Below are 15,604 nucleotides of genomic sequence, written 5' to 3'. Positions count from 1 at the left end.
CCTGGCAAAGTCGGCCGTCGCCCGTCCTCACGGCGTTACAAAGGGACCAGCGGCCCGCACCCAGCGGGATCCGCCGCACTGCTCGCACGGCCTACCGAACGGAGTCAACGGTGACGTCCACGGAACGCAGCATCGCCGCCGCAGAAGCCCACAGCGCGCACAACTACCACCCCCTCCCCGTCGTCGTCTCGTCCGCCGAGGGCGCCTGGATGACCGACGTGGAGGGACGCCGCTATCTGGACATGCTCGCCGGCTACTCCGCGCTCAACTTCGGGCACGGCAACCGCCGGCTGCTCGACGCGGCCAAGGCCCAGCTGGAGCGGCTGACGCTGACCTCCCGCGCCTTCCACCACGACCGGTTCGCCGAGTTCTGTACGCGGCTGGCCGAGCTGTGCGGCAAGGAGATGGTGCTGCCGATGAACACCGGCGCGGAGGCGATCGAGACGGCCGTGAAGACGGCCCGCAAGTGGGGCTACCAGGTCAAGGGCGTCCCGGACGGGCAAGCGAAGATCGTCGTAGCGGAAGGGAACTTCCACGGGCGGACGACCACGATCATCTCCTTCTCCACCGACCCCGAGGCCCGCGCCGACTACGGTCCGTACACCCCCGGCTTCGAGATCGTCCCTTACGGGGACCTGGCGGCGCTGGAGGCCGCCGTCGACGACTCCACGGTCGCGGTGCTCCTGGAGCCGATCCAGGGCGAGGCGGGCGTGCTGATCCCGCCGACCGGCTACCTGAAGGGCGTGCGGGAACTGACGCGGGCGCGTGGCGTGCTGTTCATCGCGGACGAGATCCAGTCCGGCCTCGGCCGCACCGGCCGCACCTTCGCCTGCGACCACGAGGACGTGGTCCCGGACGTGTACGTCCTGGGGAAGGCGCTGGGCGGCGGGGTCGTGCCGGTGTCGGCGGTGGTGGCCTCGCGCGAGGTCCTGGGCGTGTACCGGCCCGGCGAACACGGTTCGACCTTCGGCGGGAACCCGCTCGCCTGCGCGGTCGCCCTGGAGGTGATCGCCATGCTGCGGACCGGCGAGTACCAGGACCGGGCCAAGGAGCTGGGCGAGCACCTGTTGAGCGAGCTGGGTCCGCTGGCCGGCGGGGGCGCCGTGGACGCGATCCGCGTACGCGGCCTGTGGGCGGGCGTCGACGTCAACCCCGCCCTCGGCACCGGCCGCCACATCTCCGAACGGCTCATGGAACGCCGGGTCCTGGTCAAGGACACCCACGGCAGCACCATCCGCATCGCCCCGCCGCTGGTCATCAGCAAGGAGGACCTGGACTGGGGGCTCGACCAGCTCCGGGCGGTGCTGGGGGCGGGGTGAGTCCGTGGAGGTGTTCCTGTGGGGGCGTTCCCCTGGGGGCGTTCCCGTAGGGCCGTTCCCGTAGGGCAGGGAGATCTAATGGCGGCAGGGAGATCCCGTAAGGGCGGGGAATTCCCGTAGGGGCAGTGGCCCGGTAGACGCGGGGATTCCCTGGCCCGCAGAAGAGGGGGAGGGGCGGGGGCCCATCAGCGGCGCGCCGAACCGCCGCGCCCGGGCCGCCCGCCCCGAACCGTCCTCGCCCGCCCCGTCTCACCTCAGCGGATCACATGCGGTACGAACCGCGCGTACTCGTCCGTGACCAGCCCGGCGGACTCGCGGATGCCGAGTCCCGCCGCCTCGTCCTCGACGACCCAGGCGCCGAGCACCACCCGGTTGCCGTCGAAGTCGGGCAGCGGGGCCAGTTCCTGGTAGCAGCACGCTTCCTCCCGTACGGGAGCGGTGGCGGCGGGCGCGCCCGGCTCGTGGACGGTCACCCCCGCGCCCTCCCGGCCGAGCAGGGGTTTCGCGACGTAGCCGGGGCCGTCCGGGGCGGCCAGCTCGCGCGGCCCGTCGAGGTAGGCGGGCAGGAGGTTGGGGTGGCCCGGGAACAGCTCCCACAGCACCGCCAGCAGCGCCTTGTTGGAGAGCAGCATCTTCCAGGCCGGTTCGATCCACAGCGTGCTGCCGGTGCCGCCGCCGTTGTCGAGGGTGTCCAGAACGTGCGGGCCGAAGGTGTCCGTGGTCAGCCACTCCCACGGATACAGCTTGAAGCAGGCGCGCATGAACCGGAGCCGTTGGTCGACGAACCGGCCCGCGAGCCGGTCCCAGCCGATGTCCTCCATGGAGATCGCCACCGTCTCCAGGCCCGCCTGCTGCGCGGTCTCCTCCAGGTAGGCGACCGTCATCAGGTCCTCGCCGAGTTCGTCCCCCGCCGAGTGGGCGAAGTGCAGCGGCGCGCCCGGAGGGAGCAGGGCGGCCTGCCGTTTCCAGGCCGCGACCAGGCGTTCGTGGAGCGAGTTCCACTGGTCGGCGCCGGGGAACCGTTCCTCCATCCAGAACCACTGCGGGCTCGCGGCCTCCACCAGGGAGGTCGGTGTGTCGGCGTTGTACTCCAGCATCTTCGCCGGGCCCGTCCCGTCGTACCGCAGGTCGAACCGCCCGTAGACCGAGGGCAGTTCGTCCCGGCGCCGCCAGGACTCGGCGACCAGTCCCGCCAGCCGGGGATCGGTGATGCCCAGGTCGGCGAAGCGCTCGTGCTCGACCATGTGCGCGGCGGCGGCCAGGCACATGCCGTGCAGTTCCTCCACCACCTCTTCCAGGGCCTCGACCTCGGGCAGCGAGAACTCGTAGTACGCGCTCTCGTCCCAGTACGGGCGCAGCACACCGTCCGCGTGGCGGGTCAGGGGGTAGATCAGCCCCTGCGCCTCCACGGTCTCCTGCCAGCCGGGACGGGGATCGATCCGGTACCGCTTCATCGGGTCACCGCCCTTCCCGCGCTGCCCGGGCGCTCGCCTGTGCGCGCGGACCCCATCAGGCCTGTGCGCGTGGACCCCAACGGGCCTCTGCGCGTGGACTTCATCCGGCCTGTGCGCGTGGACCCCGTCCGGCCTATGTGCGTGGACTCCATCGGGCCGCCCTCACCCTCCGCTGGATCCGGAGCCGGAGCCGAAACCGTCCCGCTCCACGGCCGCCTCTTTGTTGAACGTCCCGTAATCGGCCCACTGGCCGTCCACCGTGGGGTCGTAGTACCACTGCGGGTCCCGGCTGGCCGACGAGCCGGCGGACGGACGCGAGCTCGGCAGGGCGGCCGGGAAATCCTTCTTGCCCGCGAGGCCCTTCTTGCCCGCTTTACCCGGAAGAGCCTTCTTGCTCGGCGTGTGGGGTACGGCGCCCGGCGTGCGGGTCGCGTCCGAACCGCTCGGCGTCTGCCGAGCGCCGGGCGCGCACGCCGCGTCACCGAGGATCCGGTAACCCTTCAACGCGTTGTAGCTGTTGCGGTCCACGCACCGCTTGTCCGGCTCCGAGCCGCACGCGGTGAGCGCCGCCGCGAGCGCCCCCATCCCGCCCAGCACCACCGCACCGGACCGCAGCCGCCGTCGTCTCTTCTCCGCCATGCTTCGTCTTCCCCCGAGTCCCCGTATGTCCCCGTTGGCGGGCGCCGCGCCGCCGGACCGCGGTGGATCTCGCGCGCCTGCGCCCGTACGTCCTGATCGGTACGTCCGCGCGCCCACACCGCCGAACACCATCGACCGGCCGACCGGCCGCGCGTCGGATCAGCCTAGACCGCGCCCCGCCCGCGCCGGAGGCGGGGCGGACACACGTCCACGACCTGCGCCTTCACCGGCGAGGCCAGCCGGTTCCCCGGCCCACAGCGCGGCGCACGCGTCGATCGCCACGATGCCTTCACCCGCCGACTCCGGCCTCCCACAGCACGCCTTCACCGGCCTACCGGGACGTCCTGTCCCCTCGCCCCCTGCCCGGTCACCCGGCCGCGCCACTCGCCCCCACCGTGGTCCGCCGCTCATCCCCGCCGTGGCACGCCGCTCATCCCCGTCGTGGCGCGCTACTCGTCCTCATCGTGGCAAGAGCTGTCCTCGTCGCCCTCGGGCATGGGGTTGCCGGGGTCACCAGGGCTGGACGACGGACCGCCGACCTGGCCGTTCTGTTCCTGGCGGTGCGTCATAGGTGGCCCCTTCCGGTGCGCGCGAACGATGGCCCCGCCCAGTGTGCTCGGCACCGCTGGTGATCGCCACGGGGCGTGGGCGGCGGGCGCGAGCCGGGGGAACCGGGCTCCCCTCGCGGCGGGTGGGCGCGCTAACCGGGCCGCGCCTCAGCTGCTCACCGTCAGGGTCGTCACCAGAACGTCCCGGTAGGCGGGTTGCGCCGGGTCCACCGGGCGAACGGGCGTGACCTCGTGCAGGGTGAGACGGTCGTCCCCCAGCAGGAGGTCACCGGGTTCGCTGAGGGTGGCGCCCAGCAACCGCCGGCCTTCCGGCGTGGTGACGGAGCTCTCGCCGCCGGCGACGTTCCGCCGGTCGATCAGGAGCGAGCTGACCAGCGTCACACCGTCCCGGTGCCGCCCCTCGGGAGTGGGATCCCCCTCGCCGTCCGGCGAGGCGACGACGCGGAAGGGGTGCACCTTCGCGGTCCACGTCGGGGTGCTGTCCAGGACGGCACCGATCCGGCCGAGCAGCGCCATCACGGCCCGGAAAAGGGGGTCGCGCACGAAGGCGTCGGTCAGCGGCTCGAATTCCCGGTCCACGCCTTCGTACAGGTAGTTGGTGTTCTCCGGCTGGACGAAGGCGACGTGCGAGAGCGGGGATATCTCGCCCGTGACGGCGTCCAACGAGAACTGCCCGTACCGGCGGAGCCGACGGGTGCCGCGCTCGGCGGCGTACCGGTCCGGTGACAGCTCCTCCCAGTGGGCGGCGAAAGCGCGCCACCGGTCGTCGCCCGCGCCCAGGCTCTCCCTCAGGTCGGCGCCCCGCATGAGGTGCGCCTTCGTGGTCACCAGCGCCCGCATCGCGGCCTCGACCGGCGCGGGCGGCGGTATGGGCCCCGTGGGCGGCGCGGGGCCCACGCCCGCCTCCGCCGTCTCCGCTCCCGCCGCCGGTACCGGTCCCGTGCGCGCGGTGGTGTCGTCCATCCCTGTGCCACCTGCCTCGTCCGTCGGTTGGCTCGCCTACTGCCGTCTGCGGTCGCCCCTCCCCGTCGCCTCGCCGCTGGTCGTCTCGCCGCTGGTCGTCTTGCCCTGTCGTTGTCGCCCGCTGCCCGGCGTCACCTGCCTCCGCGTCGTCTCCGCTCCGGCCGGTCGCCGCTTCTCCGGCCGGTCACCGTTTCTCCGGACTGTCGGCGTCCGTCGCTCGCGGGTTCCCTCCACACGGACTTCGATTCTGCGGTGGTGCGCCGGGCGCCGCATGCCGGGACGGCTCCTCGTCCCGCCCGATCCGACGCCTACGGGGCGCCCCATCTCGGGTCTTCGCGCCCCTCCCCCGCTTGCTCCGAACGGGTGGCGACCGGGGCCCCGGGCTCGGTGGACGACGGCCGGGGCCTTGCCCGTGCTGACGGCGATCCGGTTCCGGGTGGCGTCCGTGAAGGCGAGGGGGCTTACTCCAGCGTTTCCCCAGCCAGGGGAAATCGTCCCTGCGGCCGATGTCCGCGCGTCCCGACCGCCCGATATCCTCGCGGCTCATCCGGCCGAGCACCGCGCGTCTCAGCTGCGAGAGGCTCGCTCGTCTCATCCGCCCCGGGACCGGACAACTCGTCGATCCCAGGGCCGCTCGTCTCATCCGCCCCAGGCCTGATCGACTCATCTGCTCCAGGGCCGCACAGCCGGTAGGCGACGACAGGGCAGGAGGGGCGTTCGTAGGATCTCGCAGCGGTCCCGCGCCGTGGTTTCCGCTCCGACAGGGGGCCGGAGCGCCTTCCGTCTCCGTTCGACGGACGACAGGAGGCACCACCGGCCGGGGAACCGGACGACCGACCGCACGGACCATGGCAGGGGAGGGCTTCGGCGTGCCGCCGGGCCACCATGGGCAAGGGGAGGAAACACCAAAGATGTACGAGTCGTTCAGCACCGCCGCGCTGGTCGTGGCCACCATCACGACAGGGCTCGCCGCGGGCCTCTTCTTCGCCTTCTCGCGCGCCGTCATGCCCGGGCTCCGCCGGGCCGACGACCGCACCTTCGTCACGGCGACGCGCCACATCAACAGGGCGATCCTCAATGGATGGTTCGCCCTCGTCTTCGCCGGTACGCCCGTGTTCACGGCGGTCGCCGCGGCGCTGCACCTGCGGGACGACGGGCGGTCCGCGCTGCCCTGGATCCTCGCCTCGCTCGTCCTGTACGTGGCCGTCCTGGTGATCACCCGCGTGGTCAACATCCCGCTCAACAACCGGCTCGACGCCGCCGGCGACCCGGGCCGCCTACCCGACTCCGAACTGGCGCAGGTGCGGGCCGACTTCGAGGAGCGCTGGGTCCGCTGGAACGTCGTGCGGACGCTCCTCAACACCGCCGCGCTCGGCTGCCTGACGTGGGCGCTGATCGTGCACCGGGGCTGACGCCGGGCGGGTCGTCGTCGGCCTGGACGACCGGCACCGCCGCCGGTTCGGCCGGTCCGGCTGGTTCGACCGGTTCGACCGGTTCGGTCGGAGCCTCGGTCCGGGCCTCGCTCGGAGCCCCGGTCCGGGCCGCCGCCCTCCGGTTGTCGTGGTGCCGTCCGCTGGTATGCCCCCACTCGTCCCCCCCTGCCCACATGGTCTGTCCGCGACTGAAGCGTCGCGGGAAACGCAGCGTAGGCACGGACGGGACCACCGCGCCGAGGGCTGTGGACAACGCGGGTGACGCGGATATGCACCGCCGCGCCTCAACCGGAACGACCCGAGCCCGTACAGACCTCGCGGTGCTGTACGGGCTCGGGTCGGAAGGCGAGCCGGCCGTCCGGGAAGAAACGGCGGCGTGCCTGGTGAGGAAGGGCGGCGGCCCCAGCCGGAGCGCGGACGGGAGGCCCGCCCCCGGTCACCGGTCGGTCAGATCAGGCCGAGGGCGCGGACGGCCTCCCGCTCCTCCTCCAGCTCACGCACCGACGCGTCGATGCGCTCGCGCGAGAACTCGTTGATCTCCAGGCCCTGGACGATCTCGTACTTGCCGTCCTTGGTGGTGACCGGGAAGGACGAGATGAGGCCCTCGGGCACGCCGTAGGAACCGTCCGACGGGATACCCATGGAGGTCCAGTCGCCGTCCGCGGTGCCGTTGACCCAGGTGTGGACGTGGTCGATGGCGGCGTTGGCGGCGGAGGCCGCCGAGGAGGCGCCACGGGCCTCGATGATCGCGGCACCGCGCTTGGCCACGGTGGGGATGAAGGTGTCGGCCAGCCAGGCCTGGTCGTTGACGACCTCGGCGGCGTTCTTGCCGGCGACCTCGGCGTGGAAGATGTCCGGGTACTGGGTGGCGGAGTGGTTGCCCCAGATGGTCAGGCGGCGGATGTCCGAAACCTGGGCGCCGGTCTTCTGCGCGAGCTGGGAGATGGCGCGGTTGTGGTCCAGGCGGGTCATCGCGGTGAAGCGGTCGCGCGGCACGTCCGGCGCGGCGGCCTGGGCGATGAGCGCGTTGGTGTTGGCCGGGTTGCCGACCACCAGCACCTTGATGTCGTCCGCGGCGTGCGCATTGATGGCCTGGCCCTGCGGCTTGAAGATGCCGCCGTTGGCCTCCAGCAGGTCACCGCGCTCCATGCCCTTCGTACGGGGGCGGGCGCCGACGAGCAGCGCGACGTTGGCGCCGTCGAAGGCCACGTTCGGGTCGTCGGTGATGTCGATGCCGCGCAGCAGCGGGAAGGCGCAGTCGTCGAGTTCCATGGCGGTGCCCTCGGCGGCCTTCAGGCCCTGGGGGATCTCCAGGAGGCGCAGCTTGACCGGCACGTCCGCGCCGAGGAGGTGACCGGAGGCGATGCGGAAGAGGAGGGCGTAACCGATCTGGCCGGCGGCGCCGGTGACGGTGACATTGACGGGAGTGCGGGTCATGGCGATCTCCTGCGCGCTGTTTTCCGGGGGCAAGCCCCTCTTACCCCATTGCCGGCGAAAGGTGGCCCTGCCCATTTACCGAGATCTCTTGGTATCAAGAGATTCGGCGGCCAGGCTATCGGACGGCCGCCGGGCCGAGGCCCCGGGCCGGTGTGGCAAGGCTCACCGGAGGCCGGCTCGCCTCTCGCGGTGCGTGTGTCCTGACGGGCCTTCCGGTGGGGCGTGCCCCGGTCCCTCGCCCCTCCCCTTCCGTGCCTGACTGGACAAGACAGACCAGGCACGGACGCCCCGCCCCCGGACAGCGCACCGCCCAGCGCCACGCCTGCACAGCGGCACGCCTGCGCGACGCCACGCCTGCACAGCGGCAGGCCGTCAGCGCCTGGCCCGCGCGCCCGCGACTCCGACCGCCCGCCCCTACCCGGCCGCCGGCTTCGTACACCCCTTCACGCCCGCGGCGGTCGTACCGCAGGCCTTGACCTTCTTCGGGTCGCCGGTCACCGGCACCATGGCCGTGTACGCGTCGCCGTCCCGCCCCGACGTGGCCGTCTCGCTGCGGCCCGCGGAGGTGATGGTGGCGGCGTCGCCGAGTGAACCGCCGGTGATCCGGGCCCAGGCCGTGCGGCAAACCTTGCTGTACCGGACTTCCACGAGCGTGCCGCCCGCCAGCCCCCGGGACGGGCTGGTGGCGTGCCGGCCGCCGCACCCCATCTCCTCCGGGTCTTTGCCCGCGCAACCGGTGCCCTCGCACTTCACCCCGGCCGGCAGATCGGCCCGCTTGCTCTGGGAGGGCGACGGCGCGGGCGCCGCCTTCCGGCCCTCGTCGTCCCCGCGCAGGTCCAGCAGCAGAACGCCGGCGGCGATGACGAGCAGCGCCCCCACGATTCCGGCGAGGAACATCGTGAGGCGGTACCGCCTTCGCTGCCGTTCCACCTCGCCTGGTTGCTCCGCCGCCGCGCCCCATGAGGCCCCGGCGCCCCCTCCGGACGGGGCTCCCGGCGGCCCTCCGGGCGACCGCCCGCCATCACCGGACGCCATGCCCGAAGGAACCGAGACCGCGGGCCACGACGCGGGCCGCGCGGCTCCCGCCCCACCCGCCGTCGAACGGCCCACCGGCGGGGGTGAGGGCACCGGAGGCGGTGCCGAGGACGCCGACGGAGAGGAAGGAGAGGAAGGCGAGGAAGGCGAGGCGCCAGAGGGTGACGAAGAAGGCGACGCCGGGCGCGGAGCCGACGCGGACGGCGCGGACGGGGCGGACGGCCCGGGCGACCCGGAAGTCCCGGCGTCCGCGGCCGGTAACGAGCCCGCGCCGGGCGGCGCCGCCCCGGCCGAAGAAGCAGGAGAAGCCGTCCCGGCCTGGAAGGAGGGCGTTGAGGATCCCGCGGACGGGTCAGGGGGCTCGGATGAACGGCCCTCCTTCGCTCGCCCTTTGGACCACTTCCCCTTCCCCTTGCCCTTTGGATCACCCGGTGCGGGCCCGAACTCCCCCAGAGCGGCGCGCGCCTGCGCCACCCGTATGGCCTCCATGGTCACGTCGTGCCGCATCTCCGACCGGCTCCAGGCCCGCTCGGCCAGCTCCCACATCGTCGTCAGGTGGCCCGTATTGGCGCCGGTCACCTCCGACAGTGCGACCACCGCGCGCTGCGGCGGCAGTAACCGGCCATTGAGGTACCGCTCCCACGATGTCTTGCTGTAGCCGGTGCGGTCCGCGACGGTGGCCACACTGAACCCGCTGCGTTCCACGAGCCTGCGCAGCTGGGTGGTGAACTCCCGTACCTGCGGATCGAGTTCTTCCGGTAGCGCCCTCCAACGAGGCATAGCCTCCCCCTCTTGCCCTGTACGCGTGGCCTGCGCCGATCAGTGATCTTGCCGCTGCTTGTCCAGGGGCCCGCCGCCAGGCGTTGCGCCCCTCCGCCCCACAGGGATGTCCGCTGTCAGGATGCCAGTTCCCCTCTGCCGGGCGCACGGGAGCGTTCCGGTATCGCGCGCCCCACACGCGCGCCCCTCCCTCTCCCGCGAACGCGCCCCCGCCCCCTCTGTCCTTGGGAAGTTGGGAGTGCATCGCCCCCCTTGAGCAGGGGTGTCGCGACGACCACCAGGACTCAAGGACCAGGCGGGGCTTCGTCGGATTCTCACCGCGTGAGGAAGCACTCGCTAGGTGCGCGACCCACCGGATCCAGACACAGCCGGATGCCTGACGGCCTGCCGACCGCGGCCATCGGCGTGACGAAATACCCCTCGGCGTCGAACCTGTCGAGGACCTCCGCACCCTTCGGCGGGCCACCCCGCACGGCGACCTCCATGCGGTCGCCGATCCGGCCGCTGCGCATCCGTCCCCAGGCCGCCCCGCACGCCGTGCTGTAGCGGAGTTGGACCTGCCGGTTCCCCGCGGTGGTGCGCTCCAGAACGGTGGACACCGCGCCTTCCCTGCCGCAGGACATCGACATCGGGTTCTTGCCGTCGCACGCCTTGCCCTGGCAACCCGTGAGCACCGCGAACGACGGCACGGTGTCGCCGCCCGCCTGCGTCCCGGCGCCCGAACGCGCCCCGCTCCCCTCCTGGTTCCACCACGCGCCGCCCCACGGCGCCGACGCCATCAGCGTCGCCACGACCGCCGCCACCACGGCGGAGAACACGGCCAGCGCGAGACCCGCCCTGCCGCCGACCGCCCTCATCAGCACCGGCACGGCCCGGCGCCAGGTGAGGCCGGGCGCCTCACCGCGGTCGCCGTCGCGTCCGTCCCGGGCGCGTGCCGTGCCGCGGGCAGGGGCGCGTTCCTTGGTGGGCGCCGGTTCGGGGGCGTCGTCTCCGTCGTACGTCTTCTGGTGCCGCTCGAAGCGCCGGTCCGGTGCCATGTCCCGGCCCGATGCCGCCGGCTCGGGGCTGGTTGCCGTTCGAGGCTCGTCCACCGTCGCGCGATCGTCGGCGTGCCTCCGGTCGTACGCGTTCCCGGGCCCCTTCGTGTCCTGCCGGGGGCCGGGAACGGAGCATCCATCCGGGCGCGCGGGCGTGGGAGAACCCTCACCCGATGCGACCGACTCCGTGGGTGTGGTCGACGAGGCGGGCGCGGCGGACGAGGAGGCGGCAAGAGGCGCAGACGCTCCTCCCCGCAAGCCGGGCGGCACCGCGCCGGTCCCCCTGGACGGCGCACCAGGTGCCGCCGATCGCGCACGCCCGGCCCAAGCCGGTTCGGCCAGTTCCCAGAGGGCCAGCAGCCGCCCGGGATGTTCCCCGGCCAGTCGGCACAGCGCTTCGACCGCGCCCCGGGGCGGCAGTTTCTTCCCGTTGAGGTACCGCTCCCAGGACGACTTGCTGTAGACGGTCTTGTCGGCGAGCGCGGCCAGGCTCAGCCCCGTGCTCTGACGGAGCCGCCGCAACCCTGCCGACAGCCGTACGTTCTCCACGGACCGGGACGGCTCGACCTCGTTCATCGGCGCAGCTCCCCCCACGTGTCCGGTCCCACGATGCCGTCGGCGGGCAGTTCGACCGCGGTCTGGAAACGCTTGACGGCCCGCATGGTGTTCTCGCCGACGATGCCGTCCACGATCCCGGGATCATGGCCGTGGTACAGCAGCAGGCACTGCGCCTCCACGACCGGCCAGCCCATCGCCCCATTACCCAGAAGGGCCTGCGTCGTATCACTGCGTCCGGCGGACAACACCCCGCGCGTACGCCGCACGTGACACCGGAACGCCTGCCCCGGCTCGTGGACGAACGCCCCGGTCCGCACGGCGGCCTGACCGTCGCCACCACCGCCCTCGGCCTGCCAGGGCCGGGCCACCAGGACGCCGCCCATGACCCCGCCCAGCAGCGCCGCGGCCACACCGACGGCCAGCGTCCCGACGCGCGCCCCCCGCCGGCGCGCCCGGTCCCGCCCTTTCCCGTCGTCCGCTCCGCCCCTGTACGGCCCCGGGGCCCGAACCGCGACCGGTTCGGAGACCCGACCTGTGGACGCTCCCGCTTCCCGGCCGCCTTCCTCCGCAGCGCCTCCCGGGTCGTCCCCCGCCCCTGTCCCCCGGTCCGCCGCGGCGTGACCGTCGGCAAGGAGCCCTCCGGGGTCCGCCCCCTCACCGCCGCCCGATCCCACCGTTTTGGTCTGCGGGTCGTCACCGCCGGGACGAGCACCGGGCGGTTCTTCGGCCCCCGGCCCCGTGCCGGCCGGCCAGGCCGCCGCCGCCACTTCGTGCAGGGCCAGCAACCGCACCGGGTCGGCGCCGCAGGCGCGCGCCAAGGCTTCCACGGCTTCTTTGGGGGGCAGTTTCCTTCCGTTGAGATACCGCTCCCAAGAGGATTTGCTGTACGCCGTCTTCGCGGCCAACGCGATCAGGCTCAATCCGCTGTGATCTTTCAAGCGCCGCATTTGTACGACAAGTTGGCGCGCTCGGTGATCGAGCGGCGCGGGTAATTCCTTCCAACGCGGCATGTTCCACCCCACACGCGTTTGCAATTCCGGGGCGTCGCGCCCCTTTCTTCTGCCGATGATGACGGAGACGGTGCGCATGGTTCCCGCCCTCACATTTACCGCACTGGATCGGGCCAATCGCGATGATCCGCGCACGTCCCATGAAGGCGTCCTCGGCGGGAATGTCTTCGCAGGTCGGAGGCTGGGACATCCCACAAGATCCCAGTTCTCCCGCCGACCCTGGCGCATGCGACGCGGCGGGCGGCAAAGTCGGTGGTGTTCACCGGGCGGCGCGGTCCACCCCGCGCCGCCCCTATGCCCCGGCACCCCGGGCGGTCAGCAGCACACGACCATCCGGCACCGCACCTCCATCGCACAAACGGCCGACAGCGGCAAACGGCGCGCCGGTCGCCCGGAAATCGCACGCCCGAATCGAACGAAGAAATCACTCAGCGGAAATCACTCGGGGAAAACCACTCAGGGGAGGAACGGAACTCTCATGAACGCACGGAAGTACATAGCCCTCAGCACCTCGGCACTCGTCCTCGGCAGCGGGCTCATCACGGCGAGTGCGCTGCCCAGCGCCGCCGCGTCGCAGAAGGCCCAGCGACCGGTCGTCGAGGCCCAGCAGAGCGCGCGGGCCGACAGGGCGTCCTGCCCCTGGCCGTACGTCTGCTTCTACAAGGGCGGCCGACGGGTCGGCGCGTACAAGGACATGGGCTACCAGCGGCTCGGCCGTCAGTCCCAGCAGGCCACCAGCGTCTACAACAGCCGGAACGACGACGGGGCCCGCGTCTACGGCATCCACAGCAGTGGCGCGCGCCGCTGGAGCTGCGCCCGGCCGAACTCGCGCTACCACGTCACCCCGGGCTGGCGGCTCTACGCGATCGACATCCGCAACAGCCCGTCCTGCAAGTGACGTGCGCGAGGGGCCGAAGGGAACACCCGCCGCCACGGGAAGCCCGTCGCGGCGCCCTCCGGCCCCGCCCAGGAGCCCGCCGTCCGCCGGACCCGTCGGCGGACGGCGGCACGGACAGCGGCCCGTCCTCCACCTGGGGGGAGAGGACGGGCCGCCGCCGACGCGCGGGGCCGGCACCGTCAGGCACGAGCCGCACGCCGATGCCGCATGCGCGCTACCACCACCGCGTCACCGGCCCGGACGTTCCCGCGCGAGTGGACGATCTCAGGCAGTCGGACGAGCTCAGACAGCCGGACGTTCTCGGACGGGCGGCCGGACGGACTCAGACAGCCGAACGATTCCACGCGACCGGACGGACTCAGGCAGCCGAACGGACCCCAGGCAACCGGACGAACGCAAGCCCCGGAACGGTCCTCAGGCGGCCGGACGGCCCCAGCCCACCGCCCGCCCTCAACCGGCCATCTTCTTCTTGAGGTTCTCGTCGAGCGCGTCGAGGAACTGCTCGGTGGTCAGCCACGGCTGGTCCTTGGAGATGAGCAGCGCCAGGTCCTTGGTCATCTGGCCGCCCTCGACGGTCTCGACGCAGACCTGTTCCAGGGTCTGGGCGAACGCCGTGACCTCCGGCGTGCCGTCCAGCTTGCCCCGGTGAGCCAAGCCCCGGGTCCAGGCGAAGATCGAGGCGATCGGGTTGGTGGAGGTCGCCTTGCCCGCCTGGTGCTGCCGGTAGTGGCGGGTGACCGTGCCGTGCGCGGCCTCGGCCTCGACGGTCCGGCCGTCGGGGGACATCAGGACGGAGGTCATCAGGCCGAGCGAGCCGAACCCCTGGGCGACGATGTCGGACTGGACGTCGCCGTCGTAGTTCTTGCAGGCCCAGACGTAGCCGCCCTCCCACTTGAGCGCCGAGGCGACCATGTCGTCGATCAGGCGGTGCTCGTAGGTCAGGCCCTTGGCGTCGAAGTCGGCCTTGAACTCGGCGTCGAAGACCTCCTGGAAGATGTCCTTGAAGCGCCCGTCGTACTTCTTCAGGATCGTGTTCTTCGTCGACATGTAGACCGGGTACTCCCGGGCCAGCCCGTAGCGGAACGAGGCACGCGCGAAGTCGCGGATGGCCTCGTCCAAGTTGTACATCGACAGCGCGACACCCGCGCCGGGGAACTCGTAGACCTCCAGCTCGATCGGCTCGGAGCCGTCCTTCGGCGTGAAGGTCATGGTCAGCGTGCCCTCGCCGGGGACCTTCAGGTCGGTGGCGCGGTACTGGTCGCCGAAGGCGTGGCGGCCGACGACGATCGGCTTGGTCCAGCCGGGGACGAGCCGCGGGACGTTGTTCAGGATGATCGGCTCGCGGAAGATCACGCCGCCGAGGATGTTGCGGATGGTGCCGTTCGGCGAGCGGTACATCGCCTTGAGGTTGAACTCCTCGACCCGGCCCTCGTCCGGCGTGATGGTGGCGCACTTGACGCCCACCCCGTGCTCCTTGATGGCATGGGCGGCGTCCACGGTCACCTGGTCGTTGGTGGCGTCCCGGTTCTCGATGCCCAGGTCGTAGTACTTCAGCTCGACATCGAGGTACGGCAGGATCAGCCGGTCCTTGATGAACTGCCAGATGATGCGGGTCATCTCATCGCCGTCGAGCTCGACGACGGGGTTGGCTACCTTGATCTTGGCCATCAGGCGGAACGTCCCTCTCGCACAGCAGCTGATCGGCGAGGTCAGCGACTCGTCGATTTATCTTGGCGTCAAGATACTCGACGTCGGGATTCTTTGGGAGTCCTGACGTGCGGATGGGGGAACGCGTCCGACAGACGGGTGAAGCCCCCAGAGCCACCGGCCGATCCCCCGCCTCAAACGCACGGAGGCCGGGACCACCGGCCGATCCCCCCACCGAACACACGGAGGCCGGGGCCCCCGATCGGCCCCGGCCTCCACACACACCCGCGCTACACGCCCCGCGCCCGGCGAACTACGTCTCGCACCCCGCGTTCGGCGGCCCGCATCTCACGCCCGCGTCTTGGCGCCCCACGCCCCGCTCCACCTCGCCTCACCGCACCGTGAAGTGCAGGATGTCGTCCAGGAACGGGATCTCCAGCCACGGCGCGGGCTGGGCCATCAGGGAGAGCAGGATGATGGCCAGCCCGAGGCCCCCGTACGTCGCCATGTCGGTGAAGCGGGACCGGACGGCCAGCATCCCCACCGTCGGCAGTATCCGCCGCAGCACCGCGCCGCCCAGCAGCGACAGCCCGATCAGCAGCGTGCCGACGCGGAACGCGTCGAAGGCCACGACCAGCAGCCCCAGCGCGACGCCGCCCATGACCGCCAGCAGCGGCCACTGCCGGGCCGGTGCGGGCGCGTCCCCGGGGGCGGCCCGGCCGCCGCCCTCCGGACGGGCGGTGTCCTTCGTGATCAGCGGAAAGCGGCGCGATGTCCGCCGCGGCTCGGACGTCCCGTCCGCGGGCGCTCCGGCCCCCATGGTTG

At 72.2% G+C, this 15,604-nt stretch carries 12 protein-coding genes and 1 pseudogene; 3 read left to right on the top strand and 10 right to left on the bottom strand.

What is annotated here, in order from left to right; translation table 11 throughout:
* The first annotated feature begins 110 nt into the window (after positions 1-110).
* A complete protein-coding gene (gene rocD / locus ABZX96_RS04695; protein ID WP_355537769.1) occupies positions 111-1,319 on the top strand; it encodes an ornithine--oxo-acid transaminase in 1,209 nt (402 codons plus the stop codon).
* Positions 1,320-1,573: 254 nt separating this feature from the next.
* On the opposite strand, the gene ABZX96_RS04690 is transcribed toward rocD, so the two are convergent.
* The 3 genes from ABZX96_RS04690 to ABZX96_RS04680 form a co-directional block, all read right to left on the bottom strand.
* Positions 1,574-2,773 carry a glutathionylspermidine synthase family protein gene (locus tag ABZX96_RS04690; protein ID WP_355537766.1) on the bottom strand — a complete coding sequence of 400 codons (1,200 nt, stop codon included), beginning with the start codon at positions 2,771-2,773 and terminating at the stop codon, positions 1,574-1,576.
* A gap of 162 nt (positions 2,774-2,935) precedes the next feature.
* Positions 2,936-3,412 carry a hypothetical protein gene (locus ABZX96_RS04685; protein WP_355537763.1) on the bottom strand — a complete coding sequence of 159 codons (477 nt, stop codon included), beginning with the start codon at positions 3,410-3,412 and terminating at the stop codon, positions 2,936-2,938.
* Between the two features lie 716 nt (positions 3,413-4,128).
* The gene (locus ABZX96_RS04680; protein WP_355537760.1) at positions 4,129-4,944 is read right to left on the bottom strand and encodes a 2OG-Fe dioxygenase family protein; all 816 of its coding nucleotides are present in this window, start codon (positions 4,942-4,944) and stop codon (positions 4,129-4,131) included.
* A gap of 911 nt (positions 4,945-5,855) precedes the next feature.
* Between ABZX96_RS04680 and ABZX96_RS04675 the strand changes: the two genes are divergently transcribed.
* Positions 5,856-6,356, top strand: coding sequence for a DUF1772 domain-containing protein (locus tag ABZX96_RS04675; protein ID WP_355537757.1), 501 nt, complete (start codon positions 5,856-5,858; stop codon positions 6,354-6,356).
* A 468-nt stretch (positions 6,357-6,824) separates the two neighbouring features.
* On the opposite strand, the gene ABZX96_RS04670 is transcribed toward ABZX96_RS04675, so the two are convergent.
* From ABZX96_RS04670 to ABZX96_RS04650, 5 genes and pseudogenes are all read right to left on the bottom strand, one after another.
* Positions 6,825-7,814, bottom strand: coding sequence for a malate dehydrogenase (locus ABZX96_RS04670; protein ID WP_355537754.1), 990 nt, complete (start codon positions 7,812-7,814; stop codon positions 6,825-6,827).
* Positions 7,815-8,228: 414 nt separating this feature from the next.
* On the bottom strand, positions 8,229-8,711 hold the full coding sequence (locus tag ABZX96_RS04665; protein WP_355538044.1) for a DUF2690 domain-containing protein: 483 nt from the start codon (positions 8,709-8,711) through the stop codon (positions 8,229-8,231).
* A gap of 705 nt (positions 8,712-9,416) precedes the next feature.
* Positions 9,417-9,629, bottom strand: a pseudogene (locus tag ABZX96_RS04660) (helix-turn-helix transcriptional regulator); the annotation flags it as partial.
* Positions 9,630-9,943: 314 nt separating this feature from the next.
* On the bottom strand, positions 9,944-11,242 hold the full coding sequence (locus ABZX96_RS04655) for a DUF2690 domain-containing protein (RefSeq protein ID WP_355537751.1): 1,299 nt from the start codon (positions 11,240-11,242) through the stop codon (positions 9,944-9,946).
* Complete coding sequence (locus ABZX96_RS04650; protein ID WP_355537748.1) at positions 11,239-12,234, bottom strand: helix-turn-helix domain-containing protein; 996 nt, start codon at positions 12,232-12,234, stop codon at positions 11,239-11,241. The genes ABZX96_RS04655 and ABZX96_RS04650 overlap by 4 nt, the downstream gene beginning before the upstream one ends.
* 478 nt (positions 12,235-12,712) lie before the next feature.
* Between ABZX96_RS04650 and ABZX96_RS04645 the strand changes: the two genes are divergently transcribed.
* On the top strand, positions 12,713-13,132 hold the full coding sequence (locus ABZX96_RS04645) for a hypothetical protein (RefSeq protein WP_355537745.1): 420 nt from the start codon (positions 12,713-12,715) through the stop codon (positions 13,130-13,132).
* A gap of 450 nt (positions 13,133-13,582) precedes the next feature.
* On the opposite strand, the gene ABZX96_RS04640 is transcribed toward ABZX96_RS04645, so the two are convergent.
* Together ABZX96_RS04640 and ABZX96_RS04635 are read right to left on the bottom strand one after the other, a co-directional pair.
* Positions 13,583-14,800, bottom strand: coding sequence for an NADP-dependent isocitrate dehydrogenase (locus tag ABZX96_RS04640; RefSeq protein ID WP_355537742.1), 1,218 nt, complete (start codon positions 14,798-14,800; stop codon positions 13,583-13,585).
* 370 nt (positions 14,801-15,170) lie between these two features.
* Complete coding sequence (locus ABZX96_RS04635) at positions 15,171-15,599, bottom strand: DUF3017 domain-containing protein (RefSeq protein ID WP_355537739.1); 429 nt, start codon at positions 15,597-15,599, stop codon at positions 15,171-15,173.
* Positions 15,600-15,604: the final 5 nt, after the last annotated feature.

The sequence above is a fragment of the Streptomyces sp. NPDC003077 genome, assembly GCF_040611095.1.
GTDB lineage: Bacteria > Actinomycetota > Actinomycetes > Streptomycetales > Streptomycetaceae > Streptomyces.
The sequence above is the reverse complement of the archived record's forward strand: the minus strand, read 5'-3'. Positions and strand labels throughout refer to the sequence as shown.

What these genes read in the sequence shown, in the direction of transcription:
- ABZX96_RS04675 (WP_355537757.1), top strand. Translation starts at nt 5,856, where the DNA reads ATGTACGAGTCGTTCAGCACCGCCGCGCTGGTCGTGGCCACCATCACG.
- ABZX96_RS04670 (WP_355537754.1), bottom strand. Translation starts at nt 7,814, where the DNA reads ATGACCCGCACTCCCGTCAATGTCACCGTCACCGGCGCCGCCGGCCAG.
- ABZX96_RS04655 (WP_355537751.1), bottom strand. Translation starts at nt 11,242, where the DNA reads ATGAACGAGGTCGAGCCGTCCCGGTCCGTGGAGAACGTACGGCTGTCG.
- ABZX96_RS04645 (WP_355537745.1), top strand. Translation starts at nt 12,713, where the DNA reads ATGAACGCACGGAAGTACATAGCCCTCAGCACCTCGGCACTCGTCCTC.
- ABZX96_RS04635 (WP_355537739.1), bottom strand. Translation starts at nt 15,599, where the DNA reads ATGGGGGCCGGAGCGCCCGCGGACGGGACGTCCGAGCCGCGGCGGACA.
- ABZX96_RS04680 (WP_355537760.1), bottom strand. Translation starts at nt 4,944, where the DNA reads ATGGACGACACCACCGCGCGCACGGGACCGGTACCGGCGGCGGGAGCG.
- ABZX96_RS04650 (WP_355537748.1), bottom strand. Translation starts at nt 12,234, where the DNA reads ATGCCGCGTTGGAAGGAATTACCCGCGCCGCTCGATCACCGAGCGCGC.
- ABZX96_RS04665 (WP_355538044.1), bottom strand. Translation starts at nt 8,711, where the DNA reads ATGTTCCTCGCCGGAATCGTGGGGGCGCTGCTCGTCATCGCCGCCGGC.
- ABZX96_RS04690 (WP_355537766.1), bottom strand. Translation starts at nt 2,773, where the DNA reads ATGAAGCGGTACCGGATCGATCCCCGTCCCGGCTGGCAGGAGACCGTG.
- ABZX96_RS04685 (WP_355537763.1), bottom strand. Translation starts at nt 3,412, where the DNA reads ATGGCGGAGAAGAGACGACGGCGGCTGCGGTCCGGTGCGGTGGTGCTG.
- ABZX96_RS04640 (WP_355537742.1), bottom strand. Translation starts at nt 14,800, where the DNA reads ATGGCCAAGATCAAGGTAGCCAACCCCGTCGTCGAGCTCGACGGCGAT.